General features: G+C 38.8%; 22 protein-coding genes. 11 read left to right on the top strand and 11 right to left on the bottom strand.

All coding sequences use genetic code 11. The features are described 5' to 3' along the window. Nucleotides 1-5 precede the first annotated feature (5 nt). The 4 genes from bioD to Q8M41_RS11310 all read right to left on the bottom strand — a co-directional run bounded on the left by bioD (nt 6) and on the right by Q8M41_RS11310 (nt 3,100). Nucleotides 6-617, bottom strand: a complete 612-nt coding sequence (gene bioD, locus Q8M41_RS11325) for a dethiobiotin synthase (RefSeq protein WP_305365389.1) — start codon at nt 615-617, stop codon at nt 6-8. Continuing rightward, complete coding sequence (locus Q8M41_RS11320) at nt 614-1,735, bottom strand: 8-amino-7-oxononanoate synthase (RefSeq protein WP_305365388.1); 1,122 nt, start codon at nt 1,733-1,735, stop codon at nt 614-616. The genes bioD and Q8M41_RS11320 overlap by 4 nt, the downstream gene beginning before the upstream one ends. A 71-nt stretch (nt 1,736-1,806) precedes the next feature. Then, nucleotides 1,807-2,250 carry a hypothetical protein gene (locus Q8M41_RS11315; RefSeq protein ID WP_305365387.1) on the bottom strand — a complete coding sequence of 148 codons (444 nt, stop codon included), beginning with the start codon at nt 2,248-2,250 and terminating at the stop codon, nt 1,807-1,809. Nucleotides 2,251-2,323: 73 nt separating this feature from the next. Beyond that, nucleotides 2,324-3,100, bottom strand: a complete 777-nt coding sequence (locus tag Q8M41_RS11310; protein WP_305365386.1) for an XRE family transcriptional regulator — start codon at nt 3,098-3,100, stop codon at nt 2,324-2,326. A 118-nt stretch (nt 3,101-3,218) separates the two neighbouring features. On the opposite strand from Q8M41_RS11310, the gene Q8M41_RS11305 reads away from it, so the two are divergent. Further along, nucleotides 3,219-3,569, top strand: coding sequence for a GIY-YIG nuclease family protein (locus Q8M41_RS11305; protein ID WP_305365385.1), 351 nt, complete (start codon nt 3,219-3,221; stop codon nt 3,567-3,569). On the opposite strand, the gene msrB is transcribed toward Q8M41_RS11305, so the two are convergent. From msrB to Q8M41_RS11290, 3 genes are all read right to left on the bottom strand, one after another. After that, nucleotides 3,570-4,055, bottom strand: coding sequence for a peptide-methionine (R)-S-oxide reductase MsrB (msrB, locus tag Q8M41_RS11300; protein ID WP_370870484.1), 486 nt, complete (start codon nt 4,053-4,055; stop codon nt 3,570-3,572). 129 nt (nt 4,056-4,184) lie between these two features. Next, nucleotides 4,185-7,307, bottom strand: a complete 3,123-nt coding sequence (locus Q8M41_RS11295) for a basic secretory protein-like protein (protein WP_305365383.1) — start codon at nt 7,305-7,307, stop codon at nt 4,185-4,187. A gap of 90 nt (nt 7,308-7,397) precedes the next feature. After that, nucleotides 7,398-9,866 (bottom strand): transglycosylase domain-containing protein, encoded by a 2,469-nt coding sequence (locus Q8M41_RS11290; RefSeq protein ID WP_305365382.1) that lies wholly within the window; start codon nt 9,864-9,866, stop codon nt 7,398-7,400. 118 nt (nt 9,867-9,984) lie between these two features. Between Q8M41_RS11290 and Q8M41_RS11285 the strand changes: the two genes are divergently transcribed. Then, nucleotides 9,985-10,866, top strand: a complete 882-nt coding sequence (locus tag Q8M41_RS11285; protein ID WP_305365381.1) for a polyphosphate kinase 2 family protein — start codon at nt 9,985-9,987, stop codon at nt 10,864-10,866. A 12-nt stretch (nt 10,867-10,878) separates the two neighbouring features. Here Q8M41_RS11285 and Q8M41_RS11280 read toward each other — a convergent pair whose 3' ends face one another. Genes Q8M41_RS11280 through Q8M41_RS11270 form a run of 3 tightly spaced genes read right to left on the bottom strand, consistent with a single transcriptional unit; the run spans nt 10,879 to nt 13,184 of the window. Continuing rightward, a complete protein-coding gene (locus tag Q8M41_RS11280) occupies nt 10,879-11,175 on the bottom strand; it encodes a GNAT family N-acetyltransferase (protein ID WP_305365380.1) in 297 nt (98 codons plus the stop codon). Nucleotides 11,176-11,218: 43 nt separating this feature from the next. Beyond that, complete coding sequence (locus tag Q8M41_RS11275) at nt 11,219-12,001, bottom strand: amidohydrolase (protein WP_305365379.1); 783 nt, start codon at nt 11,999-12,001, stop codon at nt 11,219-11,221. Between the two features lie 40 nt (nt 12,002-12,041). After that, complete coding sequence (locus tag Q8M41_RS11270) at nt 12,042-13,184, bottom strand: methionine aminotransferase (protein WP_305365378.1); 1,143 nt, start codon at nt 13,182-13,184, stop codon at nt 12,042-12,044. 99 nt (nt 13,185-13,283) lie between these two features. Between Q8M41_RS11270 and Q8M41_RS11265 the strand changes: the two genes are divergently transcribed. From Q8M41_RS11265 to Q8M41_RS11255, 3 genes are read left to right on the top strand one after another with little or no spacing between them, the layout of a single operon-like run. Next, nucleotides 13,284-14,054: a queuosine precursor transporter gene (locus Q8M41_RS11265; RefSeq protein ID WP_305365377.1), complete on the top strand. Its 771-nt coding sequence runs from the start codon at nt 13,284-13,286 to the stop codon at nt 14,052-14,054. 56 nt (nt 14,055-14,110) lie between these two features. Further along, nucleotides 14,111-15,229: a dienelactone hydrolase family protein gene (locus tag Q8M41_RS11260; protein ID WP_305365376.1), complete on the top strand. Its 1,119-nt coding sequence runs from the start codon at nt 14,111-14,113 to the stop codon at nt 15,227-15,229. After that, nucleotides 15,230-16,381 (top strand): S9 family peptidase, encoded by a 1,152-nt coding sequence (locus Q8M41_RS11255; RefSeq protein ID WP_305365375.1) that lies wholly within the window; start codon nt 15,230-15,232, stop codon nt 16,379-16,381. A gap of 249 nt (nt 16,382-16,630) precedes the next feature. Here the strand turns inward: Q8M41_RS11255 and Q8M41_RS11250 are convergent, their stop codons facing one another. Next, nucleotides 16,631-17,314 (bottom strand): FKBP-type peptidyl-prolyl cis-trans isomerase, encoded by a 684-nt coding sequence (locus Q8M41_RS11250; RefSeq protein ID WP_305365374.1) that lies wholly within the window; start codon nt 17,312-17,314, stop codon nt 16,631-16,633. Nucleotides 17,315-17,483: 169 nt separating this feature from the next. Between Q8M41_RS11250 and Q8M41_RS11245 the strand changes: the two genes are divergently transcribed. From Q8M41_RS11245 to Q8M41_RS11220, 6 genes are all read left to right on the top strand, one after another. After that, nucleotides 17,484-18,689: a sterol desaturase family protein gene (locus tag Q8M41_RS11245; protein ID WP_305365373.1), complete on the top strand. Its 1,206-nt coding sequence runs from the start codon at nt 17,484-17,486 to the stop codon at nt 18,687-18,689. 1 nt (nt 18,690) lies between these two features. Next, nucleotides 18,691-19,398, top strand: coding sequence for a lysoplasmalogenase (locus Q8M41_RS11240; protein ID WP_305365372.1), 708 nt, complete (start codon nt 18,691-18,693; stop codon nt 19,396-19,398). Nucleotides 19,399-19,520: 122 nt separating this feature from the next. Then, a complete protein-coding gene (locus Q8M41_RS11235; RefSeq protein ID WP_305365371.1) occupies nt 19,521-20,261 on the top strand; it encodes a hypothetical protein in 741 nt (246 codons plus the stop codon). Continuing rightward, entirely contained in the window at nt 20,258-23,041 is a 2,784-nt protein-coding gene (locus Q8M41_RS11230; RefSeq protein ID WP_305365370.1) for a carboxypeptidase-like regulatory domain-containing protein, read from the top strand. Before Q8M41_RS11235 ends, Q8M41_RS11230 begins: the two co-directional genes overlap by 4 nt. Before the next feature lies 1 nt (nt 23,042). Then, nucleotides 23,043-24,188 (top strand): DUF4249 domain-containing protein, encoded by a 1,146-nt coding sequence (locus Q8M41_RS11225; RefSeq protein ID WP_305365369.1) that lies wholly within the window; start codon nt 23,043-23,045, stop codon nt 24,186-24,188. 25 nt (nt 24,189-24,213) lie between these two features. Beyond that, a complete protein-coding gene (locus tag Q8M41_RS11220) occupies nt 24,214-26,634 on the top strand; it encodes a hypothetical protein (protein ID WP_305365368.1) in 2,421 nt (806 codons plus the stop codon). Nucleotides 26,635-26,850: the final 216 nt, after the last annotated feature.

Genomic DNA, 26,850 nt, shown 5'->3' with positions numbered 1-26,850 from the left:
CTCACTTACCAGGCCATTTTTTCTGCGAAAGATGATACTATTTCTGAATTCAGTTCATCAAAATAGGGAATATGCAAAGTTTCGATTTGCAAATGCTTGCTGATGATTGTTTCAGAATCACGATCCTTTGCCCCGGAAAATATAAGCCTGCTTAATTTAATACCATTGCTTTTCAGAATCCCGGCCGACATCAGGGTATGATTGATACTACCCAAATAGTTTTTAGATACCAGAATAACTTCTGCATCCAGTTTTTTGATCAGGTCAATCATTAAAAAATTCTGATTCAGAGGCACCATTAATCCGCCAGCGCCTTCTATTATTAACTGATTACTTGTTTCTGGCAATACAATTTTTTCCGGATCAATGTATATACCATCTAATGCAGCTGATTTGTGCGGAGAGAAGGGTTGGGTAAGCCGATATGTCTCGGGGTGCAATGTTGTTGTTTTGTTTGATACCAGACTTCTGACATGGGCTGTATCGCTGTTATCCAGATCACCTGATTGGATAGGTTTCCAGTAATCTGCTTGTAGTTTTTGTACCAGAATGGCTGAAACGATGGTTTTACCAACGCCTGTGCCTATTCCTGTTATAAAAATGGGACGAGTGCTCAAAGTATTCGGTTTAAAAGTTCGCAAAGGTTTTTGATCTCTGTCGTTAAATTATGGTTGTGCAGGCAGATCCGCAGGCGTTCTGATCCTGCTGCAACACTCGGACTCAAAATGGCTCTGACATCAAATCCTCCCTGCTGTATGAGCCGGGCGGCTTCCCTTGCCTTATCGTTACCGGGAATGACAATAATTTGGATGGCTGATCTGCTATCCAGAAGTTTGGTCCCTGATTTTATACTTTGTTTGAATAGTTTTATTCGCTGATGGATATCTGTTTGATGATCCCTGCTTTTAAAGTACAAATATGCGCTCTTAACAGCCAGGTGGTTCAGGAAGGGTGCGGCTGTAGTATAAATGAATGCTCTTGAAAAATTTATGAGGTAGGATCTTAGCTGGCTGCTGCCCAGGATAGCAGCACCATGAGTACCCAAAGCTTTACCAAAGGTTATTATCCTTGCAAATACCTCTTCACAAAGTCCCAGTTCATGTACCATACCTCTGCCGGATTCTCCGAATATCCCCACGGCATGAGCCTCGTCGACAATGAGTGCAGCATTATATTGCTTTGCAAGTTTTGTTATTTCCTTCAGCGGCGCTTCATCTCCATCCATTGAATACGCACTTTCAACGACAATAAATATTTTTCCTTTTGCCAGTTTTAATTTTTGTTCCAGACTCGAAAGATCATTATGTCTGAATATATAACGGGATGCATGGCTTAATCTGATTCCATCGATTATAGATGCATGGATATATTCATCTGAAATAATGGTATCACCCCGCTGCGGAAGGGATGCGAACAGACCAATGTTAGCATCGAAGCCTGAATTATAAATTAGTGCGCTTTCTGAATCGTGAAAAATGGCGATTTGGTTCTCCAGACTTTCAGTAAAGCTATGATTACCGGCCAGTAACCTTGAACCGCCAGAACCCAGTCGATATTCAGGATAATTCTTTAATTCATCATCAAATAGCATTTTAAGTTCTTCTGATCGCGAAAACCCCAGGTAATCGTTAGAACAAAAGTCAATTAACGAATTCTCAGGTTTTAAAGTGCGCAGCGAATGGTTTTTTATACGCTGCTGCAGACTTTCTGAAATGAAAGTATTGATGTCTTTCACAATTTTTTTGTTAAAAATAATAAAAGCGGCCTGAAATGGGCCGCTTTTATTAGAAATGAATCAAGGAATTATCAACCTTTTCTCATACCCGGTCTGTGTTCCGACCTTTGCTTCATTCTTTCTTTAGATTTTTGTTTCATTTCTTCCATCGCTTTTTGTTGCTCCTCATTCAGAATCTTATTCATTTTCTTTTCAGACTCCATCATGATTTCTTTGCGCTTTTCCATCTGAGATTTTCTCTGATCCATTTCAGATTTATGAAGTTTTTCCATTTTCTGAGCACGTTCAAGATTCAGGGCATAAACTTTATCCTTTTGTTCCTGACTGAGGTTTAGTCTTTTTTCCATTGCATCAGCACTCATTTTTGCACGCTCTTCAGGAGTTTTCATTTGCTGTGCAGAATGCTGTCCATGTGGACCGGGTCCTGCAGGTCTCTTTCTTTGTGTGCTATCCTGAGCAAAGCCGGTAGTTAAAACTCCGACAAATAGGGCTGTAATAATCAATAACTTCTTCATATCTGTATGTGTTTATTTAATCAGATAGATGATTTAATTGAGCGATAGTTTAAAATGCAAATGTTAAATTATGTTAATTCCGGTTTTTATCAAGGTTTGAGATAGATTTCTGCATTTGTGTGACCATGTTGGTCAGGGTTTCAAGCGTTGGCTCCGGCGCAGGTTCAGGAAAGTTGGTACTGATAAAGGCTTTCGCCTTCCATATTTCAAGTAATTCATCTGCCTGAATGGAATAGGGTTCATATACCGGATTATCAGAAATAAGCTTTAATGTCTTATTTTCTTTTACCCTGTTTCCTATTCTTTTATATACTATGCCGTCATTTTTGCTTATTACTACATAAGTATCGCCAGGTTTTACATCATTCCAATTGCTTAGATATTCTCCAACCACAATCGTACCTGATTGAAGCGGAAGCATCGAATCACCCTTGATTTCAAATGCACGATAAGTGCCCTGGCGGAACATGGGTAAATGGAATTTTGGTAATTCACTGATATATTCGGGGTCTCCATACCCATTTAAATAGCCCGCACTTGCTTTTACAGGAACCAGTTCGATATTTTCCCTGTCCTGACTGTCTACAGAAATACTTAGTACTCTGATATTTGCGGGATCCGCTTTAGGTTTAGGTTTCCAACGGTCATCAATGCGATCATTGATGAGTTCATCCATTGAAAGTTCATAAAATTCCGCGAATTTTTTTAGTAATTCATATTTAGGTTCGGCCCGGTCCTCTTCATAAGCTCCTACAAGGGAGCGTTTGATTTCCAGAGTGTCAGCAAATTGCTGCTGTGTAAGCCCTTTTTTCTTGCGGAGGTACTTCAGATTTGAAGAAATGTTTGACATTTTAAAATAAATTTGGAAATACTAAAATTGTTAGTAAATTTATGCTCATAAAATTAGTAAATATTTTCAGAACTAAAAATTTAAATTTTAATATATGCCGATCCTAATTAAACCAGCCATGAAGACCAGAAAATTTGTTTATTTAGTTACAGACCGTAACCGCAGTTGTATCCACGTTGGGATGAGTTCTGACCTGATGAAGACCATGAGTTTTTACAGGCAGATGCCAAATTTATTTTTTGATGCCGGACAGCAATTAACCAGGCTGGTTTATTTTGAGGAATTAAATTCTGAAACCCTTGCAATGGAACGTTTCAAACTAATCAGCAAATTTACGCGTATACAGAAAGACAGAATGATTAGATCAGTTAATCCGGATTGGATAGATCTGACCATTGGATTGGATTTTGAGCAGATTCTGATTTCAGGTATCCAAACGATGAATACTGCTGTCAGAAATTTATCCTGATTACTTTTTAATGAACTTTAGTGCTGCAGAGTTCATGCAATAGCGTTTTCCACCCTTGTCTTTTGGGCCATCATCAAACACATGACCCAGGTGAAGGCCGGTTTTGGTTTCGATTACTTCATCGCGAACCATTCCATGGCTGTTATCTGTAACAACGGTTATAACACCTGCTTTAATGGCTTTTGTAAAGCTCGGCCAACCGCTTCCTGATTCGAATTTATCTTCCGAACTGAATAATGGTTCGCCGGTTGCAGCGCTGACATAGATGCCTTTCTGGTGATTGTCATTATACGCATTACGAAATGGAGGTTCTGTTCCCCTTTTTACCATTACCTCGAAGGCAATTGGGCTAAGTACTTTTCTCCATTCTGCTTCAGATTTTTGTACAAGAAATGTTAAGGCCTTAGTGCTTTTGGAATTTGTTTGTCCACAGCTAGTTACTGTTACAAACAATATCAGGACCGCAATACTTAATAGTGATTTCATCATTTTTATTTTTGATAGTGATTTACATGAGCTGAGTTCATCTTATGCATATGATTAAGTACGAGTTTATATCTTAAATAGTTTTTACTTGAAATAAAAAAAGCGACCCCAGAGGCCGCTTTTAAATTTTTACCATCCGGGGGCGAATGTCAGCCCGAATATTCCCGTTTTAACATCTTTCCTTTGGAAAGGTATCGCATAATAAGGCTCTAAGATGAAGTATCCAAATACGTTGACTCTAAGTGATACACCAGCACTCATCGCCGGAATTCGTTCCATATACCCGTTAACAGTCCGTGGGGATGATCGGAAAGCAACTTTTGAATCATTATCATACGCAAGTCCCATATCGAAGAACAAGTTCAGATCTGAAAATAAAAATTTTGATTCTATCGCTGCCAGTTTCTCTGGCCCGGTGAATGGAAGTCGCAATTCAAAATTGGCTACTGCAATACGTGAACCAACTAATTGATTAATATCAAATTCTCCGGGACCGGTATTGGATGCAGTTCCGTTCCTGTAAAATGAATTAGCATCATAACCCCGGATCAGATAGCCATAACCTGCATACATTTGATAAAGCCTGTTTTCATCGCGGCCTATACGGGTGTATGTGTAAATTCTACCGGCTACTGTAATTGGTTTTAACCTTACGTATCTTCTTGCATCTGCAGTTATTGCATTAAGTTTATAGTCGCCCTGGTAATTTTCAATTCCAAATCTATATCGGAAACCATCGAGTGGACCGGTCATTCCGGAGAAGGAGTTATCACCTACGAAGGCTGCATTTAACTGTACTGTGGTAAAAGGGTCAAAAAATACACCATAAAATGCTGCTGCATCATCCCTGGATAGTTTTTTTCTGTCATTACCAATTGGATAACCACTTCCATAATCATAATAATTACTATACCTGTCAATGCGGTAACTGTACCTGGAAATGCCGCTCCCGGCTTCAAAACGGTGGTTTCTTGAAAATGGGTAAGATGCAAATACAGAAAACTGATCTTCGAAGGTGCGGATGATATCATAATTTTCAATATAGGTTTGCCCTACACCCGGAAGATTTTCTACTGCAGCGGATACCTGCCCTGAAACATAAGGAATGTGTGAACCCACAACACCCCAGTTGATCCGGCTTTGCTGATTAACGTAAGCTACCTGTCCTCCAAAATCATAAATTTCGCCATTTACTGCCGCTGTTGCAAAGATCTGATTTCTGCCTAGTATATCACTGAACACACCCTGGATACCACTGGCAAGTCCGGTTCCAAATCTTCCCACAGAAGCTCCAACTCCATTACTTGAAAGGTAATCCAGTTTAAATTTAGGCTTATAGGCTATGGTCCGGATCGAATCCTTTGGTATCCTTTCAAAGCGCTCAAAATTATTCAGGTTAGCATTGATAATATTTACACCAACTGATTTTGCAGGAGGCAAAGCTGCTGCATCAAAGTTTAATTCCTGAACACCTACTTCCTTTGCTTTAAAATCGGCAACTTTTGCATTATAGATAGTATATTTCTGAGCTCTGTAATAAGAGTATAAAATATCATCATTTTTGGAAACACTCAGGGCAGGGGAGTATTCGGTAATTCCACTGATACCTGTAAAATAATCTGTTAATTGCTCAACAGTTTTTTCTTCAATTGAGTAGCGGTACAGATTTCTGAAACCATCTCGGTTGGATAAGAAAAAGATACTCTTATTATCGCCTGAAAATTGAGGATTCAGATTATTCGCTCCATCAAAAACATTCAGATCGCTAATTGTTTTGCTTACAATATCAATTACAGCCAAATTCATTGTAATATCAACACCTATGGCTGATTTGTCAAATGTTGTGCGGTCACTACTAAATACAATTGATTTACCATCTCTTGAATAGTTTGGATGATATTCAGAATATTTATCATTCGTTAATTGCGTCAGTAACTTTGTATTAAGGTTAAATTGGTAAAGGTCATTTTGGCCTTCTTTCAAACCCGAAAAAGCAACGTCATTTCCATTTGGAGACCAGGCAATGTTACTGAACTCTTCGACGCTACCCATGCCTTCAGTTGAAATAACACGGCCACTTGAAACATCCACTACCAGAAGTTTGGTTACACCGGCACTGAATGCACTGAATGCAAACTTTTTACTGTCGGGCGACCACGCGCCTGCCGATTCTATAAAATTATATTCATCAATATGTCCGCTTTTTGCCTTACTGGACAGCTTTTTAAGGATTTTTCCGGTTTTGGCATCAGCAAGAAAGAGATCGATACTGAGCAGGTCACGCTCCGAAAGGAAAGCAACATAATTCCCATCAGGTGATATTGCCGGGGCAAGGTTATAGGTTGCACCACCATTCTTATCATCAATTATCTTTTTCCCAATTGGTGTTTGGGCAGTGTCTTTAAGATATGGTCTGTAAGTATTCTCTACACTTGTTTTCCAGAGACTGGATAATGTTCTTTCATCATATCCAAAAGTTCTTCGGATGGCCATTTCATAGCCATATTTTGCAGTTTCTTTGAAGAATGGGACAATGACTGTATCACCGTATGTGGAGCCAATGTAAGACCAGAATGCCTGCCCGTAACGATATGGGAAGTATTTATTAGAAGTAGTCAGATCTCTTAAAGAGGGGATATCCTTATTCAGGTATGCATCCCGCATCCACATGGAGGTATATGCATCCTGCTTACCTACCGAAAGGTATTCGGCCATACCTTCTACCATCCATAAAGGTAAATTACCAATGTTCTCGAGGTTGGTTGAGTCGCCTTCTATCAAGGAGTGATACTGAAAAGCGTGTACAAGCTCGTGACCTAAAACGTGTCTTGTCTGATGATTTAATTGGGAAATAGGCATAATTACCCTATTTTTCATTCCTTCGGTAACACCACCTGTTCCAACACTAATTTCACCCATTAATGCAGTGGTTTGTTGAAAATCGGGATGGTTTGAATAAAGAATGAATGGATTTTTCTTTAAAAAGGTATCTCTGAAAACCTGCTGATGCAGTTCATACCAAACCTCAGCCTCTTTTGCAAAACGCTGAACCAGACTATCATTTTTTAGATAGTAATACAGGTCAAAGTGAGGGGTTTCATAAACTTTAAACTTCAGATTTTTATATCTGACCTTATTCTGGCCAAAATATTGTGCATTTACATCAGTGGCTGCACTAAAAAAAATGGCTGTAAATAAGATTATGATCAGCCAGAATGATGGCATTTTTCGGCAAATACTACGCTCTCTCATACAATAAATGAAATGGACTTTTTCTAAATTACGTAAAATTAATGATTTTGATTTCCAGAGTTTCAAAATATCAGATCAGAAAATCAGAATTCAATTATTTTGTTTTGCTTTATTCTGTCTGCGTTCTTCTCTGATCTCTTTTCGGGTTTTTTGCACATCAATCGGGGTTTCTGTTTTCGGGTTTGCCGGCTGCTTGTTTTCCTGTGATTGATTACCTCTGTTCTCCTGAACTTTAGGACTTGTGGTATTCCGGATGGTTAAATTCGGGGTTTCTGCTGTGTCTGGAGATTCGGATGGAATATATAATGAATCAATCAATATTGAGTCTACTGCGCTTGTGTCCGGCCGGCTATAAACGGTTTCACATTGATACTCCCTTGTAATTTCTACTCCCGGTTTAGGGAATGGCCCTGGTTTTATCCCTAATGAAGCATCTTTATAAACCTTTTCCATGAATTTTCCAAAGATTGGCAGGGCAGTTCTTGACCCTTCACCTGTCTGGGATGTTTTAAAGTGTACACTCCGCTCATCACAACCAACCCATACTCCGGTTACCAGATCTTTGGTAACACCCATGTACCAGCCATCAACATAATCAGAGGATGTTCCGGTTTTACCACCTATCTGGTTATTGTTTTTCCAAAGATCCCATTCCCAAAGTGCCTGTGAGGTCCCTTCAGGCTCTTCCATTCCTCCTCTGAGCATATAGATCATCAACCATGCTATTTCTTCAGTCAGGGTTCTTTTTTGTTCTGCCTTGAACTCTTCTATCAGGTTTCCTTCTGAATCTGTAATTTTTTCTACCAGTATGGGTTCTGTTCTAACCCCTTTATTCAGAAAAGTGCCATAGGCTTTTACCATTTCAAAAACACTGACATCATTTGGACCCAGGCTAACCGAAGGAACAGCCTTCAGATCACTTTCGATTCCGCATGCTTTTGCAAATTTTACTACATTCTGAGCACCAACTTTTTCGGTGATTTGAGCGGTAATAGAATTGACAGACTTACCCATTGCCCAGCGTAAGGACATCTCTCTGCCCGAGAAACTATAATTTGCATTTTTGGGTTCCCAGTACTCTGTTTCTCCCTTTCTGATAGTATAAGGAATCCTAACCGCCTTATCAGTAAATTTATCGCAGGGATTCATTCCGGCTTCGAGTGCGGCCAGGTATGCGAAGGGTTTGAATGTTGATCCTGCCTGCCTTTTGGCCTGATTTACATGGTCATATTTGAAATACTTATTGTTAATCCCACCAACCCACACTTTAATATGTCCGTTGAAAGGATCAAGGGTCATCATGCCTGTATTCAGGATTTTAGCATAATATTTTATGGAATCTATTGTTGAGAATTGTACTTCTTTTTCTCCGCTCCAGTTAAATACCTTCATTCTTTTTGGCCTGTTTAAATAATAATTTATCGAATCAGGGTTATTGTTGAATCTTTTCTTCAGGAATTCGTAATAGGGGAGTCTTTGTGCTGCTTTTTCTGGAAAATCAAGAATTTCTTTTCCATCTGAAGTTCGCCAGGGGTTCTCATTCCCCCAAACATCTTCGAATCTTCTTTGCAATAACTTCATATGACTGTTTACAGCTTCTTCTGCATACCGCTGCAGTCTGGAGTCTATAGTAGTATATATTTTCAGACCATCACCATACAGATCATAGCCATTATCCTCACACCATTTTTCAAGGTATCTTGATACTGCTGATCTTAGATAGGATCCACCATCACTACCTTCATCCAGACTTCCCGGGTTTAGTTTAAGTGGCCGTTGACTGTACTTTTTAAACTCTGATGCATTCAGATATTCATATTTCTCCATCTGACTCAGCACTGTATTCCTTCTTTCCAGTGCCTTTTCAGGATTCCGGATAGGGTTATAAGTAGTGGTTGCTTTCAGCATCCCAACGAGGAGTGCTGCTTCCTCAACCTGAAGCCTGTTTACCCCTTTATTGAAATATCGCTTGGATGCAGTCTTTATTCCGAATGTATTGTTCCCAAAAGGAACTGTATTGAGGTAGAGTGTCAGAATCTCATTTTTGGAATAATAATTTTCAAGTTTGTATGCTGTGAGCCATTCCTTTAACTTAAAAATCACTGTCCTGACCAGTGGAATATATTTGATCAGCCCCTGAGATTTTCTGTTTCGGGTGCTGTAAAGATTTTTTGCAAGCTGCTGAGTAATGGTACTAGCTCCCCGTCTGTCGCCGGTGGCGGTAGATATCAAACTTGAGATCAAAGACCGAACATCAATACCACTATGCTGATAAAATCGTACATCTTCAGTCGCAACTAAAGCATCAATCACTGCAGGAGAAATGCTGTCATATTCAACCGGTGTGCGGTTTTCTTTATAGTATTTTCCAATCAGTTTACCATCGGCGGTATAAAGTTCTGAAACAATATTTATACTGGGAGTTTTAATATCTTTTATTGAAGGTGAATAGCCAAACAGCCACAAAAAGTTAAGTTCCAGGGCGCAAAAAAATAGGATAATAAAGTAAAAAGCTATTGCAAAATAACGAAGAGGCTTGTTTTTAATTCTTCTGAACATATGGTAAATATGAGGAAATCATCATTAATATGAGGTAAATTTCTAAGAATTTCGAAATACTGCCAAAATAACGTTAAAGGGGTAAAAAATGTTTTAAATTGCTAGCAAAGATTTTTATATGGATGCTCTAATTAACCAATTCAGAATTGCAAAAGGCAAACCTTTTAGCCTGAAAGATCATGATCCTGGGTTTTCAGGAGATTATAAAAAGGAGAAGGCCGTTCATTTGTTAAATGAACTCAGGGATGAGATGGACAATTTACAGGAAGAAATGTATGCGCTCAATAAAAATTCCCTGCTTATCATTTTTCAGGCGATGGATGCCGCAGGAAAGGATAGTGCAATTGAACATACCATGAGTGGCTTAAATCCACAAGGGTGTCAGGTTTATAGTTTTAAACAACCCAGTGCCGAAGAACTTGATCATGATTTTATATGGCGCCACAACAAAGCTTTACCTGAACGTGGTAGGATTGGGATACACAACCGCTCTCATTACGAGAATGTACTGGTTTGTAAGGTTCATCCGGAATACGTTCTGAATGAGGGGATAGCAGGAATTGAAAGTGTCAAAGATATTAATGCTGCATTCTGGAAAGGCCGGTATGAGAGTATCCGAAACTTCGAAAAACATATTAGCAGGAATGGCACGGTTATTTTAAAATTTTTTTTAAATGTTTCAAAAGAGGAACAAAAAAAGCGATTCCTTGAACGGATTGACGAACCTCTGAAGAACTGGAAATTTTCATCCGGCGATATTGATGAGCGTGAAAAGTGGGATCAGTATATGAATGCTTATGAAGAGGCTATTAAGGCGACCACTGAAGAACACGCACCATGGTATGTTATACCTGCGGATAAAAAATGGTTTACAAGAATTGCAATCAGCAGGATCATTGTAGATACATTTAAAGCAATGAATATGCAATTACCTGAACTTTCAGAATCTGAAAAAGCCAGGCTCGAAGAATGCAGGAAACGTCTTATTGAAGAGAAATAACAGAATCCAAAATTATTGAAGATCTTTTTTAATAAGTACTTCCCGAAATTCAGGAGTATTCTCAATCAAATCTTTTGCAAAGGGACAAAGCGGTACAATTCTAATATTTTTTGCTTTCGAGTAATTAACAGCAGCCTCAACCAGGCTATTTCCAATGTTCTTTGCTTTTAATTTAGCTGAAACATTAGTTTGATCCAGAATCAGTTTATCTGCTCCTGCAAAGCTATAGCTTAGCTCTGCAAGCACCGTATTATTTTCTTCAACGTAAAATGAGCCTTTATGGGCATTCTCACGATGTTTTATTTCCATCTTTAGGGCTTATGGATATTTTTCTTTGATAATTCAGGATTGCTTATTTTATGTCTAATTTAAACTTGTCTGCATCTTTCAGGAATGGAAATGATTCCCGGGCAGTTGTGAGATCTTCTTTGTTTATTGAAAAAGTGTAAAGATCCTCATCATTGGGTTTGTAATAAATCACTTTACCATTAGGGTCAATGCACATGGAGTCGCCGGAATGGTAAATCTCATTGCCATCATGTCCTACCCGGTTTACAGCTACGATAAATGCCTGATTCTCTATGGCTCTTGCCGGAATAAGTGTACGCCAATGCAGAGAACGACGCTCAGGCCAGTTAGCTACAATCAAAAGCATATCATATTCTTCATCTATATTTCGCAGCCATACAGGGAAGCGGAGATCATAACAGATCATCGGACAAATCTTCCATCCATGTAATTCAACAAAGAGTTTTTTGCTTCCGGAGGAATAGTGTTTGTCTTCCTCGCCTAAACCAAACAGGTGCCTTTTGTCATAATATTCATAAGTGCCATCAGGGCGCATCCAGATCAAGCGATTAAAGTATTTTTTATCCTCTTTAATAATGATGCTGCCGGTTAACACGCATTCAAACTTTTTTGCCTGCTGATGCATCCACTTCATTGTTTTACCATCCATCTCTTCGGCAAGATGCTCAGGATTCATTGAAAAGCCGGTGCTGAACATTTCAGGCAGCACAATAAGATCGGTTTTTTCACGAATTGAAGAAAGTCTCAGCCCGAGGTTTTGAAGGTTTTTTTCAATGTTCTCCCAGAAAAGGTAAGCCTGGAAGGTTGTGATTTTTAGCGTATTCATTCAGTGATATTCATACGTTAATGCCTAATTAAGGTTACTGCTATATTTTAGCTAGCTTAATAACGGCCTTTTCGAGTGTTTCGTGCTTTTTGGCAAAGCAAAAGCGTAAAACCCTATGATCAGTACCTTTTCGATAGAATGCTGAAAAAGGTATGGAGGCTACACCAAATTCCCTTATTATCCTTTTCGCCAGATCGGTATCTCCTTCATCACTTATCCTGCTATACTGTACCGATTGAAAATATGAACCGTAACATGGAAGCAGGTCAAACCTTGTTTCTTTCATCAAGTTATAAAAAAAATCTTTCTTGTTCTGAAAAAAGTCACTGATTTCCAAATAATTACGTTCATCTAACAAATGAGCGGAGATGGCATATTGTACTGCTGAGTTAACACTGAAGACTTCAAACTGATGAACTTTACGAAATTCTTTCATTAACCACTCAGGCGCCAGACAATAGCCCACTTTCCATCCTGTGGTATGCAATAGTTTCCCAAATGAGGCTGTTATAAAACTTCTTTCCATTAGTTCGGGGTATTGCGAAATACTTAAGTGTTTCCTGCCATCATAAACCAAATGCTCATATACTTCATCACTAATGATCAGAATATTAGTATCTCTTGTGATACTGATCAGTTCTGCCATATCCTCTTCAGTCAGGGTTTTTGCTGTCGGATTATTAGGAGTATTGATGATGATCATCCGTGTCTTTTCGTTGACCATTTGCCTTACTTCCTGCCAGTTGATGATGTAATCGGGAGCACTTAGTTCTATAGATCTGACTATCCCTCCAAACAGAATAACTGAAGGTGTATATGAATCATAAGCCGGTTCGAAAATGATTGCCTCATCGCCAGGTTGAATTACGCAGGCTATAGAAGTAAAAATGGCCTGTGTGCCACCCGAAGTGATGGTTATTTCGGTTTCCGGATTGTATTTTGCCTGATGCAGTTTCTCCTGCTTTTCAGCTATTCGCTCTCTCAATGAATAGATACCGGCCATTGGGGCATATTGATTATACCCCGATTTCATATAATGGTTTACCAGCTCTACCAGTTGAGGAGAACATTCATAATCTGGAAATCCCTGTGATAAATTAATGGCTTTGTGCTCAGAAGCCAGTTTAGACATTACTGTGAAAATAGTGGTACCTATATCAGGCAATTTAGATTTTAAGTGCATATTAAAGCCTAAATTAGATATTTTTAATTTTTCTGATTTAGAATGTTTTATAATTCCCGGGATTTAATTATTATTTTAATTTCAAATTGAAAGCCATAAATGACTTATAAAAGCAAAGAAAGTCGACTTCTGCTCATTCTGGGCACATTTCTCGTTGCAAACGCTATTCTCGCCGAGTTTATCGGAGTTAAAATATTTACTGTTGAGGGTTCTCTGGGAATGGAGAAATTCAATATCGATATGTTTGGTGTTCCTGATCTGTCTTTTAATATGTCGGCGGGAGTAGTAACATGGCCGCTCATATTTATTATGACGGATATCATTAACGAGTATTTTGGGGTCAGGCAGGTCCGTTTTTTGTCAATACTGGCTGCAATTCTGATAAGCTATGCTTTTTTAGTGGTGGGTTTTGCGATGAATCTGGTTCCGTCTGATTTTTGGGTCAATCAAAAAGTTGATGGGGTAGATGTTAATATGAATGCAGCTTTCAATGGGATTTTCGGACAGGGGATGTGGATCATTGCCGGTTCCATCATCGCATTTCTGATCGGACAAATGGCTGATGTAATTCTTTTTCATCGTATTAAAAAGCTTACCGGCGAGCGGTTACTGTGGTTAAGGGCTACCGGTTCTACTTTGGTATCTCAAATGATCGACAGCTTTGTAGTTATCTTCATAGCCTTTTATCTTAATCCACAATATAACTGGAGCTGGCAAATGGTTGCAGCAATCGGATTGGTCAATTACACATATAAATTTATAGTTGCAATCCTGATGACCCCTTTGCTTTATGGAGTGCATAAACTGATTGATAAATTCCTCGGAAAGGATCTTTCGGCAAAACTTATTGCAGAGGCAGCAAAGGCATAAGGATTTACTTTTACTGTAATTTTGCTAAGAAATTATCAAACTAAATTGAATATCAAATGAAATCAAAACTTCTTTGTTTATCACTATTACTCCTGATTTTATTCGGGATATCTAAGCCTGTTGCTGCACAGGAAGAGCTCTGGAAAGAACAAAGGGCGTGGGATGGAGTTTCTGAATATTATCAAAAATGGAATTATCCTGATTTTCAGTTTCCTTCCGGATTGCCTGCCTGGAAAAATGACCGGGTTCAGGTGGCTGCTACCCTTCAGCGATTATTGGGTGATATTCCTGTCCGTCCAAAGAATTTGAATGTAAAAACCGTTTTCAGAAAGCAGATGAACGGATATATACTCGAAAAATTTCTGATTGATAATGAAGTGGATGGTCTGATTCCCGGATACCTGGCTATTCCAACGAATGTTAAAGGGAAGGTGCCGGTAGTATTGGGAATGCATGGACATGGCAGCAGTAAAGACAATGTTTTTGGGTCGAATTCAGGTACTGCACAGGATGTATTGGCCTTATTGATTTCGAAAGGATATGCGGTGATGGCCATTGACAGTTATTTTAATGGGGAACGTCAGGGGACAGGTCCGGCCGGGGCACCTGAGACTCAGTCAAAAGGAGCTGACCAGGAGACTTCGACTTTCAAAATCAACTTGTGGTTTGGCCGCTCCTTATGGGGAATGCAAATCCGGGATGAACAAATTGCTCTGGATTATCTGAACACCCGCCCTGAAATCGATTCAGAAAAGATAGGTGTAGAGGGGATGAGTATGGGAAGTACCAGAGCATGGTGGCTTGCAGCACTTGATGAAAGAGTAAAGGTTGTGGTTGGAATCGCCTGCTTCACCCGCTACAAGGAACTTATTGAACAAAGGGAACTAAAAGCGCATGGGATCTATTATTTTGTCCCGGGCATGCTGCAACACTTTGATACTGAAGCAGTCATGGGACTTATAGCTCCGAGACCATTTCTGGCTCTTACCGGTGACAGGGATGCAGGATCGCCCTTAAGCGGGATGAAAACTCTGGAGAAAAAATTGGATACCGTTTACTCACTTTACAAGGAGAAGGATAAGTTTAAGAGCATCATTTATCCAAATACCGGACATGTATTCACTGATGATATGAAGATTGAAATGCTCGACTGGTTTGAAAAATATCTTAAATAGATGATGAAGACTTTATCCATCCGAATTGTTCTGGTTCTGTTTTTTCTTCCATTACTCTATCAAAACAGTGCTGCACAAATAGTAAGTAAGGAATCAGCCTGGAAGAAAATCGCGCCATACTTCGCTGCACCAGATCAGTTTAAAAATCAATATGGACCATATCGTTCCCCACTAAAATTTTATGATGGGAGGGAAGTGAAAAATCCTGCAGAATGGAAGAAAAGAAGGGTGGAGATTCTTGATCGCTGGAATGGACTTATGGGCAAATGGCCTGCACTCATAACAGATCAGAAGCTGGAATTTCTGGATTCTATTAGAAAGGATGGCTTTACCCAGTATCAAGTGAGATTTAGTTGGGCCCCCGGTCAAAAGACGAATGGCTACCTTTTGGTTCCTGATGGCAAAGGTAAAAAGCCGGCAGTTATTACTGTTTATTATGAGCCTGAAACTGCTGCAGGTTTAGGAAGGCCTGATCTTCCGGATCGCGATTTTGCTTATCAGCTTTGCAAAAGGGGATTTGTGACACTTTCTCTGGGCACAACAGAAAGCACCAATTCGAAAACCTACTCAATTTATTACCCGGGGATTCAAAATGCAAGCATCCAGCCATTATCTATGCTTGCTTATGCTGCTGCGAATGCCTGGAATGTTCTGGCTAAGGTTCAGAATGTTGATTCAAAACGGATCGGTATTATGGGTCATTCTTACGGAGGGAAATGGGCAATGTTCGCCTCCTGTTTGTACGAGAAATTTGCCTGTGCAGTGTGGTCAGATCCGGGTATAGTTTTCGAAGATTCCCGTGAATCGATCAATTACTGGGAACCCTGGTATCTGGGATATCATCCGCAGCCCTGGCGAAAAAGAGGATTAATCACCAAAGAAAATCCTGCAATAGGGTTATACCCAAAACTTGTTTCAGAAGGCTATAATCTTCAGGAATTGCACGCGCTGATGGCTCCCCGTCCATTTCTCGTTTCGGGAGGTTCTGAAGATCCTGCAAGTCGCTGGATTCCATTGAATCATTCTGTAGCAGTGAATAATTTACTGGGCTATAAGGATCGTGTTGCTATGACAAACCGTCCCGAGCATACCCCGAATCCTGAGTCTAATGAAGTGGCGTATGGGTTTTTGGAGTACTATTTGAAGTATTGAGTATTGAGTATTGAGTATTGAGTATTGAGTATTGAGTATTGAGTATTGAGATTTGATCCTGGTTCAATTGAGATGTATTGATTAATGTGTAATTAGTCTGATAGCAAAATAATGAGATCTTTTAGTACTTCCGTTCACCCAGATAACTGATAACGGACAACTGATAACTGAACTAAGAACCAGGAATCAGGACAGTGAATAACTATTTAGCATTCTCCACTTTCCATTCTCAACTCTCAATTAAAAATACTACTTCCCGATCTTAATCAATTCTACCTCAAAAATCAGTGTGCTGTAAGGTGGAATATCCTTGCCTGCACCACGTTCACCGTAAGCAAGTGCATAAGGAATAAAGAAACGATATTTTGAACCTATTGGCATTTGTTGCAATCCTTCTGTCCAGCCTGGAATTACCTGGTTTAGTGTAAAGGAAGTTGGTTCACCCCGGTCGTATGAACTATCAAATTGCTTTCCGTTTGTAAGTGTTCCTTTGTAATGTACCGTTACTTCATCAGTAGCAACTGGTTTGGTACCAGTGCCGGGAGCCAGGACTTCATATTGCAATCCGCTTGGAAGGGTTACAATTCCGGCTTTCTGTTTATTATCACTTAAAAATTTATCTGCCTCAGCTATGGATCCTTCAAATTTCTTTTTTTCAAGAACATTAAGCAGACCATAAATTACTTCCTGTGATTTTTCAGGGCTGAAAATGACATTCCCACCTGAAAAAACATCGCTCATTGCTTTGGAAACCAATGTATAGTTCAGAGTGCTCACGCCCCTTTGCTTCAGGTCATTAGCAATGCTTGCCCCAAAGGCATAGCTCGCTGAATCCAGTTGTGTCTTAAATAATGGAGCCGCAGTTGGTTTGGTCTGTGCTGAACTAAAAGTTGAAATAGCCGCCGCTGCGACAAGTAATATATAACGTTTCATTTGAGTGTTTTAAGGTTTTTTATTCCGCTTTGCGGTATGGGTTCATCTATTTTGATTTTATTTTTTTAGATCCGTATCAGTACCGGGCCGCTAATATAGACAGCCTTAAGATAAATAAACAATATTCTATCTAATTTTTTGTTTCATGATTAAATACTAAATTGTGATAATGAAAGTTGACTATATCGCCCTTTCTATCCCCGTATTTTTTATCCTGATCGCTGTAGAGCTCGGCTATGCCCTGTACAAAAAGCTCGATTATTATCGCCTGAATGATTCACTTTCGAATTTGAGTCAGGGTATTGGATCACAACTGGTAGGGATATTTCTAAAAACTATTACTTTTTTTGGCTATATATTTATCTATGAGCATTGGAGATTCTATACATTTCCCAATACTTTATTGACCTGGATATTGCTTTTTTTTGGTGTGGATTTTTTTTATTACTGGTTCCATCGCAAAAGTCATCAGATAAACGCCTTATGGGCAGCTCATATTGTTCACCATCAGTCTGAAGAGTATAATTTAACGGTCGCTCTACGGCAATCATGGTTCCAATCGGGTTTTGCCTGGGTTTTTTACCTTCCGCTGGCCTTAGCCGGTTTTGAACCGATTATGTTCCTCACCGTTAGTGCTTTTAATACCATTTATCAGTTCTGGATACATACCCGGGCAATCGGCAGAATGGGTTCGCTGGAATGGTTTTTAAATACCCCTTCCCATCACAGGGTTCATCATGGTTCAAATCCAAAATATATTGATAAGAATCATGCGGGTACTTTAATTATATGGGATAGAATGTTTGGAACCTTTCAGAATGAGGAAGAGGAGGTAGTTTATGGTATTACCAAACCTCTGGCCAGTTGGAATCCGGTTTGGGCAAATTTTCACTATTGGGCAGATTTATATTCAAGCTCAAAAAATGCCCGAAGTTTTATTGATAAGATTAAAATTTTTATCAATGCTCCCGGCTGGTTCCCGGATTATCTGGGTGGATTGCAATATCCCAAAGAAATTGAGATTAAAACTTATGTAAAATATAGTCCAGAATATGATAAGAGATTCAAAATGTATATTCTGATTACATTTCTTTTCACACTGATCCTATCAAGCTTACTTATTTTTATCAATTCAGAATTAAGTACTTTACAGTTGGTGTCCTGTAGTCTGCTGTCAATTCTAAGTCTTACGTCCTGTGGTGTATTGATGGAGCAAAGAAACTGGTCTGGTTGGTTTGAAAATATCAGGATCATATTTTGGACTTTGGTTCCTTTAACATTCTATGGAAGCATTTTTTTTTCAAATCTGATCATTATAAACACCATCTCAGCATTGCTTTCATTCGCCTGGTTCACTCGCCTTAAACGGAATTAAAATGTTTAAACAACACAGAACTTTCTCGCTTATCTTTTTGATGATCATGATTTTGAATCTGATGGTTCAGTCTGCTTTTTTTGAAGGATACAGCATTTTAATCAAGCCATTGATTTGTTTATCACTTGCTTTCTATTTGTACAAGGAAAGCAATATGAAGGCCGGGTTTAACAGGCTTATTTTTGCCGGACTTATTTTCTCACTGATAGGGGATGTCCTGCTTCTGTACACAGGTTCTGATGTCTATCTGTTTTTATACGGTTTAGTCTCATTTTTAATGGCACACATTGTATACTCATCGGCATTTTTTCGTGACTTTAAGAATAATCCCCAGGAATCAAAAGTTTACGGACATCTGATGCTCTTTCTGATGGGAGTGTTTTCCATGAGCTATTATTCATGGATCAGGGATTATCTGAATAACTTCAAAATTCCTGTACTCGCCTATATTTTCGTGATCTCTATCATGGCAATTCTCGCAGCTTACCGTTATAGAAGGGTAAATCTATTGAGTTTCAGATTGATCTGTTTAGGAGCAGTATTCTTTGTAATCTCCGATTCTGCCCTTGCCTTTAAGAAGTTTGTAGAACCCTATTCGTTTGCCGGAATACTCATAATGTCGACTTATATGATTGCTCAGTTCCTGATTACAATGGGCACTATCGAGCGTAAGGTAGTGGAGAAACCTCAAACTGTACAAAAAGTTTAGAATGCTAGTTATTCGTTTCTATTTAATTGCTTTGAATAATTAATCTATATTCGGTGAATTAATTCCACCAGGATTCATAAAACGCAATTGAAAAATTTTTTAACCGAATGTTTCTTTTAAATATGCTCAGAAGCACTGGATTTACATTCTTGGTGGTATTTCAGTTTCTGTTTCTAAATTTTTCTATCGCTCAGATAAAAAATGAGATTAGTGCTGAACAATTGATTGTTCGTAACGCCGCTTCAGTTTATTTTCAATCTTTAGGTGAACAGTCCGGAATTTACAGAGGAACGGAATATACTGGATTTCCATATAGATTAAAGTCAGGTCATCAGTTTTTTGAATCGACAGACATTAGCTATGGTTCTGTTTACTATGATGGTGTTCTTTATGAAAATGTCCCAATGAGGTTGGATATTATTAAAGATCAATTAGTTGTACGTTATATTGATCAGGTTTCGGGAATTAGTCTTCATAATGAGAAAATAGATTTTTTCTCTGTTCATAATCATCATTTTATCCATATAAAGGTGGATAATCTCAATATACCTCCGGGATTTTACGATCATTTCTATGATGGAGGAATTGACGTCCTTGTGAATCGCTCTAAGGGCACTTTAAAGGAGGTGTCAGTTGAAGGAAATTTTATTACAATTCTCAAGCAAAAAAATAACTTTTTTCTAAAAAAGGGAGGGGTTTACTACCCGGTTGAAAGCTCAGGATCAGTTTTGAAAGTTCTGGGAAGCAAGCAGAAAGAAATTCAGGAGTTTCTGAAAAAGAGCAATGTCAAATTCAGGAAAGATCCTGAGAATGCAATTGTTCGAATGGTAAAGTATTATGATCTTTTAACAGAAGTAAAATGAAGAAAGCAAGTGTTCTTTTTATCTGTTTATTGATTACTTTATCGCATGTTGCCGCACAGGTTAAGCCGGTTTCGATTAGCGTTGACTTTAAAGATGTAAGCATTCAGGACTTTGTAAAAGAGATTGAATCAAAAGCTAAGTATCATTTTTACTATAATCCCATTGAGTTCGACAGTGTACGAGTAACACTAAGTGCGAAAAATGAATCTGTTTCCGCTATTCTTAGATTGGCATTCAGAAATACCAGTTTCAGTTATACTATTGATCCGAATAATAATGTATTTCTAACAAAAGGAGTTGAGATTCTGGCCAGTCTACCCTATGGAATATTTGAAAACGAAAAGGACTCTTTAAGCTGGCAGATGCAAAAGGAACCGGAACTTATTGCAGAACTTATGGGTACTGTCGAACAAGGAAATCTGTCCCCCGCTCTTGAAAATAAACAGATTCAGATAGGGAATAAGACTGCCCAGCTCAGACCCGGAAATGTCACATTGGTGGGTTATGTAAGGGATGCAAAGACCGGTGTCCCTGAAATTGGAGCTGCTGTCTTCGTTGAGAGCCCCCGAATCAGCACCTATACCAATCAGTTTGGCTATTATACACTGGTTATACCGCGTGGACCTCATATTCTCAATATTAAAGCATTGGGTATTCAGGATACCAAACGTAATTTAATGATCTATTCTGACGGCAAGCTGGATATTGAGATCCAGACACAGGTACTTTCGTTAAGGGAAGTCGTTATTTCTGCAGAGAAATCTGCCAATGTCAGGAATGTACAGATGGGAGTTGAAAAGCTAAGTATAAGTTCCATTAAACAGGTTCCAGTTGCCTTTGGGGAGGCGGATATTGTCAAGGTAATGCTGACTCTTCCGGGTGTAAAATCAGTTGGAGAGGCAAGTAATGGATTTAATGTCAGGGGAGGGGCGGTTGATCAGAATTTGATCTTGTTTGATGATTTAACAATCTATAATCCGTCTCATTTTTTTGGATTCTTTTCAGCATTTAATCCGGATGTGATCAAAGATGTGGAATTGTATAAAAGCAGTATTCCATCCCGCTATGGAGGACGTTTATCTTCTGTTCTTGATGTAAACAGCAGGGATGGTAACACCAAAAAACTGAGTGGAACTGCAGGAATAGGACTTTTGACGGGCAGATTGAATATTGAAGGTCCAATTATTAAAGACAAGACTTCTTTTATTCTTGGCGGAAGAACAACCTACTCCAACTGGCTGCTCAAAATGCTGCCTGAAAACTCCGGATATAAAGATGCTAAGGCTTCTTTTTCAGATCTGAATTTGAGAATCAGCCATGCAATTAATAGCAAGAACAATTTGTATTTATCAGGATATCTGAGTGATGATAATTCAAATCTGGGTAGTGATACCACCTTCGCATACGGCAATCAGAATTTGTCTATGAAATGGAAGCATCTTTTCAGTAATAAATTAACAGGGATTTTTGTAGGAGGATTAACCAGGTATCAATACAATAATAATAGCATTGTTAATCCAACCAATGCATACAAAATGGCCTTTGATATCCGGCAGGCCAATTTTAAATCAGACTTTAATTATTATCTCAGTTCAAAGCATACCATTGATTTTGGGATCAGTACAATCAGGTATGATCTCAATCCCGGAACATTTCAACCTCTTGGCTCCCAATCACTTGTCAAGTTAGATGTATTAGCACCTGAACAGGCCTTTGAGAGTGCTATTTATGTAGGAGATCGTTTTGACCTGAGTTCAAATTTATCAATGGATCTTGGTATTCGTTATTCTATGTATAATTACATGGGACCTCAAAGTGTTAATTTGTATGCTCCAAATCTTCCAAAATCGGAAAGTAATGTCATAGGTACTGCTTCTTATAAAAAGGGGGAAATGGCCAAAACTTACCATGGACCCGAACTTCGTATGTCTGCCCGGTATCAGCTTAGTGAAGATTTCTCAGTGAAAGCAGGTTATAATACCTTAAGGCAATACATTCATCTCCTGACCAATACTACCGCTATTTCTCCGACTGATATCTGGAAACTGAGTGATCCGAATATCAGACCTCAGTACGGCGATCAGACCTCCCTTGGCTTCTACAAGAACTTTAAAGAAAATACTATTGAAACTTCCATTGAAGGTTACTTCAAGAACTTAAAGGACTATCTGGATTATAAAAGTGGTGCTAATTTGATTTTGAACCATCATATTGAGACTGATGTAATTAATACCAAGGGGAAAGCGTATGGAGTAGAGTTCCTGGTTAAGAAACTAAGCGGCAAGTTAAATGGCTGGATGGGATACACTTATTCACGAACTTTGTTGAAAATGGATGATCCAAATGCCGGGCAGATCATTAATGGAGGGAAGTATTATCCTGCTAATTATGATAAGCCACATGATTTTAGCCTTGTGGCTAATTATCGTTTCTCACATAGATTTAGTGCATCATTTAATACGGCTTACAGTACCGGAAGGCCAATTACAGTCCCAATCGGCAAATATTTTTATGCTGGATCATTGAGGGCGAATTATTCTGATCGAAATGCGCTACGTGCACCCGATTATTTCAGGACTGACTTTTCATTAAATATCGATGGAAATCATAAGGTAAATCAGCGAACACATAATTCATGGACATTAGGAATCTATAATGTGACTGGCAGGGACAATGCTTATTCAACCTATTTTGTGTCTGAAAAGGGACTCATCAAAGGGTATCAGCTTTCCATTTTTGGATCTGCTATTCCATTTGTAAACTATAATATCAGATTTTAATATGAAGACAAGGACTTTAAAATTAATTCTGTGTATCTCAGTTCTGCTGTTTTCATTATCGTGTAAAAAGCCGTTTGAGCATGATGCAATAAGTGACTCTGCAACACTGCTGGTCATTGAAGGGACTATCAATCAGGGAGGTCTGACAAATATAATGTTAAGTCGTACGCTTAAACTTTCTGATAAGAGTGTAGTACAAATGGAAAAAGGTGCCAAGGTTCAGGTTGAAGGGCTTAATAATTCCATCCTGGCTTTGACTGAAAGTGCTGCGGGTGTCTATACCTTGCCAGCTACTACATTTAATGCGACTCTGCAATATCGTCTTAGAATTAAGACAATTGCCGGTAAGGAATATCTTTCGGACCTTATGTCGGTGCGTACCACCCCTGCAATTGATAGTCTAAACTGGAGAAGGGAGAGAGATGGTGTTGGTCTTTATATTGATGCTCATGACAGCAATAACAATACTAAATATTATCAATGGGATTATTTAGAAACCTGGGAACAGCACTCGGTTGAGTTTTCTGATTACGTTTACAAAGATGCCAGAGTTCAGAGCAGAGATCCTCTTGAATCACTTAAAATTTTTACCTGCTGGAAGAACGAAGCATCGACTAATATTCTGATTAGCTCAACTGCGAAATTAAGTTCTGATGTAGTTGATGATTTTCAACTGGCTTTGATTCCGAATCGTTCTGAGAGATTGGGTATTCGTTACAGTATTCTGGTCAAACAATATGCTATAGGTAAAGAGGCTTTCGATTATCTCACATTAATGAAAAGGAATTCTGAACAGCAGGGTTCTCTCTTTGACAATCAACCTTCAGACATCGTTGGTAACATTAAGTGTATCAGCAACCCGGATGAGAGGGTAATAGGATTTATAAATATTTCTCAGATCGTTGAAAAGCGGATTTTTATTAGCAATAATCAGGTGCCTGCATGGAATTTTGATCTTACGTGTAGTGCAATAGTGGTTCGGAATCATAAAGATAGTTTGTATGCTGCCTTTGTTACCGGCCAGAACCTGATTACAACTTACAATGTAAGTGCTGCCGGTACAATAGAATCATATAATGGAAATACAGCAATATGCCTTGATTGTCGTACAAGAGGAGGAAGTAATGTTAAACCTTCATTTTGGTAATCTCAATAAATAAACAGCTTAAATAATGCAAAAATCAGTAAAAACAGTTAAGAAAAAACTCTTCAGAACATTGGGGATGCTTTTACTAGTTGCATGTTTTTCTGATGCATTTTCACAGTCTTTTAACCAGGATTCAATTGCTAAGCAGTTTTTCCAGTACTCAGAGCAGAACCTTCAGGAAAAAATTTATGTTCATACCGACCGGGAGCTATATCTGGCTGGAGAGATACTCTGGTTTAAATTGTACAATGTAAATACAGTTTCAAATAAATCGCTTGATTTCAGTAAAGTTGCCTACGTTGAGATCATGGATAAAAATCTAAAGCCTGTTTTGCAAGCCAAAATTTCAATTGATAAGGGCTCAGGCAGTGGATCTTTATATTTGCCGGTATCACTATCCAGCGGGAATTATCAGTTTAGAGCCTATACAAGCTGGATGAAAAATTTTAGCCCGGACTTTTATTTTGAAAAGAATATCACACTTGTCAATGCCCTGACAAAACCTGAGAAACAATTAGCGGAGAAAGAAGACCGGAAATTTGATGTACAGTTCTTTCCCGAAGGCGGAAATATGGTTGAGTCTTTGCCTGCAAAGCTTGCATTTCGTGCGATAGATAGTCAGGGTAAGGGTATAGATTTTCGGGGCACTCTTGTAGATGAAAATAATAACAGCGTTCTTAGCTTTAAACCCCTCAAATTTGGCATTGGGTCTTTTTCTTTTACTCCAGAAAATGGTAAAACCTACAGAGCGCTCATTGAAATTCCGGGATCGAAAACAATAGTTAAGGAATTACCATCCGCTAAAACTGGTTATGTATTGCAGCTTGAAAATGAAGGTGCAGAACGGATCAAGGTTAAAGTACATGCCAATGAAGGGGCCTCAAATCAGCAGCTTGTTTTGTTTGTACATACCAGGCAGGATAAAAAACTCAATGAAAGCATCACTCTAAATGGGGGTAGATCGGAGTTTCTGATTGAAAAGAATAAGCTTTCTGAAGGAATATCACATTTTACACTATTCAATACTTCGGGTAAAGCACTTGCAGAACGTTTGTATTTTATCCGTCCCTACAGTCAATTAAATCTGGGTATTAAGGCCGATAAGTCGGCTTATTCAACCCGAAACAAAGTAAGCCTTGAATTGATTTCAAAAGATGAAAAGGGCTTTGATATTGATGCTGATGCCTCTGTTTCAGTATTTGCTTCAAGTGCTGGTGGTTCAGAAGATGCTGATATTTTCAATTATTTGTGGTTGAAATCAGATTTAAAAGGAAATATAGAATCACCGGGCTATTATCTTAAAAACAAGGATGCGGTAGTCGATGAAGCTCTTGATAACCTGATGTTGACTCATGGCTGGAGAAGATTTGTATGGCAAAATGTGATTACCGGGAATAAGCCGGTGTTTGGGTTTATACCTGAAATCGACGGACACATTATTCATGCAAGGATTATTGACACCAAGATTAATGGGCCTGCAAATAATATTCTTGCCTATTTATCATTACCCGGCAAAAAACTGCATCTCTATGGTGCAAGAAGTAATAATTCCGGACTGGTTAGCTTTCATACCCGAGATATTTATGGTCCATCAGAACTTGTGGCCCAAACGGATACCCAACAGGATTCGACATATAAAATCGAAATTCTGAGTCCATTTTCGAAAGAATATTCAAGTACAAAACCGACTGAACTAATCCTTAATGAAGAACTAAGAAATCAATTGTTCACCCAAAGTCTGAGCAGTCAGGTTCAGAATGTTTACTCATCAAATAAATTGAGGACATTTTATCCGGCATTGATTGACAGCAGTGCATTTTACCTGAAACCGGATAAGACTTATCTGCTTGATAATTTTGTGCGGTTCAATACGATGGAAGAAGTGTTGAGAGAGTATGTCGCAGAGGTGCCGGTAACACGTCAGAAGGATGATTTTTCAGTATGGGTCACGGTCAGACCTCATCTTGTAAATATTCCTAAAAGTGTTAAGCCACTGATCATTTTGGATGGTGTCCCAATTTTTGATTCAGGTAATAAGATCATAAAATACGACCCTAAAAAAGTTCGTTCACTGGATGTTGTAGCTCAAAAATATTTTCTTGGTGCCCTGAACTTTGAAGGTATCTTGAATTTTACGACCTATAAAGGCAATTTGCCTGATTTTCAGTTGGATACCAGAGCTACTATAACCGACTTTGATGGTTTACAACTAAAAAGAGAGTTTTATTCACCGGTTTATGAGACTACCGGGCAGGCTGAAAGCAGACTGCCTGATTTTAGAAATATATTGTATTGGTCGCCGGATATTAAGATCAATTCTGACGGTAAAAAAACGATTAGTTTCTATACCTCTGATCAGGAGAATAATTATACAATCATGCTTCAGGGAATTAGTTCTTCGGGAAAAGCAGGTTCTACGTGTTTGAACATACAGGTTAAGAAATAGGCTGACATAATGTATTAATAGATCAGCGACCCAGAAGATGGTCGTATGTTTATAGAAACGCAATAAAATTCCATTTCCCGACCCTGAAGCTATCGTGTGGACACATCTTTAAACAGGTGTCAAAGTATCAAAATTTATTATTAAGTAGGGATTTAGGCGCTATGCTGTGCCCCTTTGGAGGGGCTACGGGGAGGTTCCACCCCCTTTAATTCCCCC

Origin of the sequence: Daejeonella sp., assembly GCF_030684675.1 — a bacterium.
Classification (GTDB): domain Bacteria; phylum Bacteroidota; class Bacteroidia; order Sphingobacteriales; family Sphingobacteriaceae; genus Daejeonella.
The sequence above is the reverse complement of the archived record's forward strand: the minus strand, read 5'-3'. Positions and strand labels throughout refer to the sequence as shown.

Bases quoted from the DNA above. Each gene is read 5' to 3' on its own strand.
- Q8M41_RS11305 (WP_305365385.1), top strand. From the start codon at position 3,219: ATGAAGACCAGAAAATTTGTTTATTTAGTTACAGACCGTAACCGCAGT.
- Q8M41_RS11225 (WP_305365369.1), top strand. From the start codon at position 23,043: ATGAAGACAAGGACTTTAAAATTAATTCTGTGTATCTCAGTTCTGCTG.
- Q8M41_RS11250 (WP_305365374.1), bottom strand. From the start codon at position 17,314: ATGAAACGTTATATATTACTTGTCGCAGCGGCGGCTATTTCAACTTTT.
- Q8M41_RS11275 (WP_305365379.1), bottom strand. From the start codon at position 12,001: ATGAATACGCTAAAAATCACAACCTTCCAGGCTTACCTTTTCTGGGAG.
- Q8M41_RS11265 (WP_305365377.1), top strand. From the start codon at position 13,284: ATGACTTATAAAAGCAAAGAAAGTCGACTTCTGCTCATTCTGGGCACA.
- Q8M41_RS11295 (WP_305365383.1), bottom strand. From the start codon at position 7,307: ATGAGAGAGCGTAGTATTTGCCGAAAAATGCCATCATTCTGGCTGATC.
- Q8M41_RS11235 (WP_305365371.1), top strand. From the start codon at position 19,521: ATGCTCAGAAGCACTGGATTTACATTCTTGGTGGTATTTCAGTTTCTG.
- Q8M41_RS11280 (WP_305365380.1), bottom strand. From the start codon at position 11,175: ATGGAAATAAAACATCGTGAGAATGCCCATAAAGGCTCATTTTACGTT.
- Q8M41_RS11315 (WP_305365387.1), bottom strand. From the start codon at position 2,250: ATGAAGAAGTTATTGATTATTACAGCCCTATTTGTCGGAGTTTTAACT.
- Q8M41_RS11255 (WP_305365375.1), top strand. From the start codon at position 15,230: ATGATGAAGACTTTATCCATCCGAATTGTTCTGGTTCTGTTTTTTCTT.
- msrB (WP_370870484.1), bottom strand. From the start codon at position 4,055: ATGAAATCACTATTAAGTATTGCGGTCCTGATATTGTTTGTAACAGTA.
- Q8M41_RS11245 (WP_305365373.1), top strand. From the start codon at position 17,484: ATGAAAGTTGACTATATCGCCCTTTCTATCCCCGTATTTTTTATCCTG.
- Q8M41_RS11270 (WP_305365378.1), bottom strand. From the start codon at position 13,184: ATGCACTTAAAATCTAAATTGCCTGATATAGGTACCACTATTTTCACA.
- Q8M41_RS11220 (WP_305365368.1), top strand. From the start codon at position 24,214: ATGCAAAAATCAGTAAAAACAGTTAAGAAAAAACTCTTCAGAACATTG.
- Q8M41_RS11240 (WP_305365372.1), top strand. From the start codon at position 18,691: ATGTTTAAACAACACAGAACTTTCTCGCTTATCTTTTTGATGATCATG.
- Q8M41_RS11290 (WP_305365382.1), bottom strand. From the start codon at position 9,866: ATGTTCAGAAGAATTAAAAACAAGCCTCTTCGTTATTTTGCAATAGCT.
- Q8M41_RS11230 (WP_305365370.1), top strand. From the start codon at position 20,258: ATGAAGAAAGCAAGTGTTCTTTTTATCTGTTTATTGATTACTTTATCG.
- Q8M41_RS11285 (WP_305365381.1), top strand. From the start codon at position 9,985: ATGGATGCTCTAATTAACCAATTCAGAATTGCAAAAGGCAAACCTTTT.
- Q8M41_RS11310 (WP_305365386.1), bottom strand. From the start codon at position 3,100: ATGTCAAACATTTCTTCAAATCTGAAGTACCTCCGCAAGAAAAAAGGG.
- Q8M41_RS11260 (WP_305365376.1), top strand. From the start codon at position 14,111: ATGAAATCAAAACTTCTTTGTTTATCACTATTACTCCTGATTTTATTC.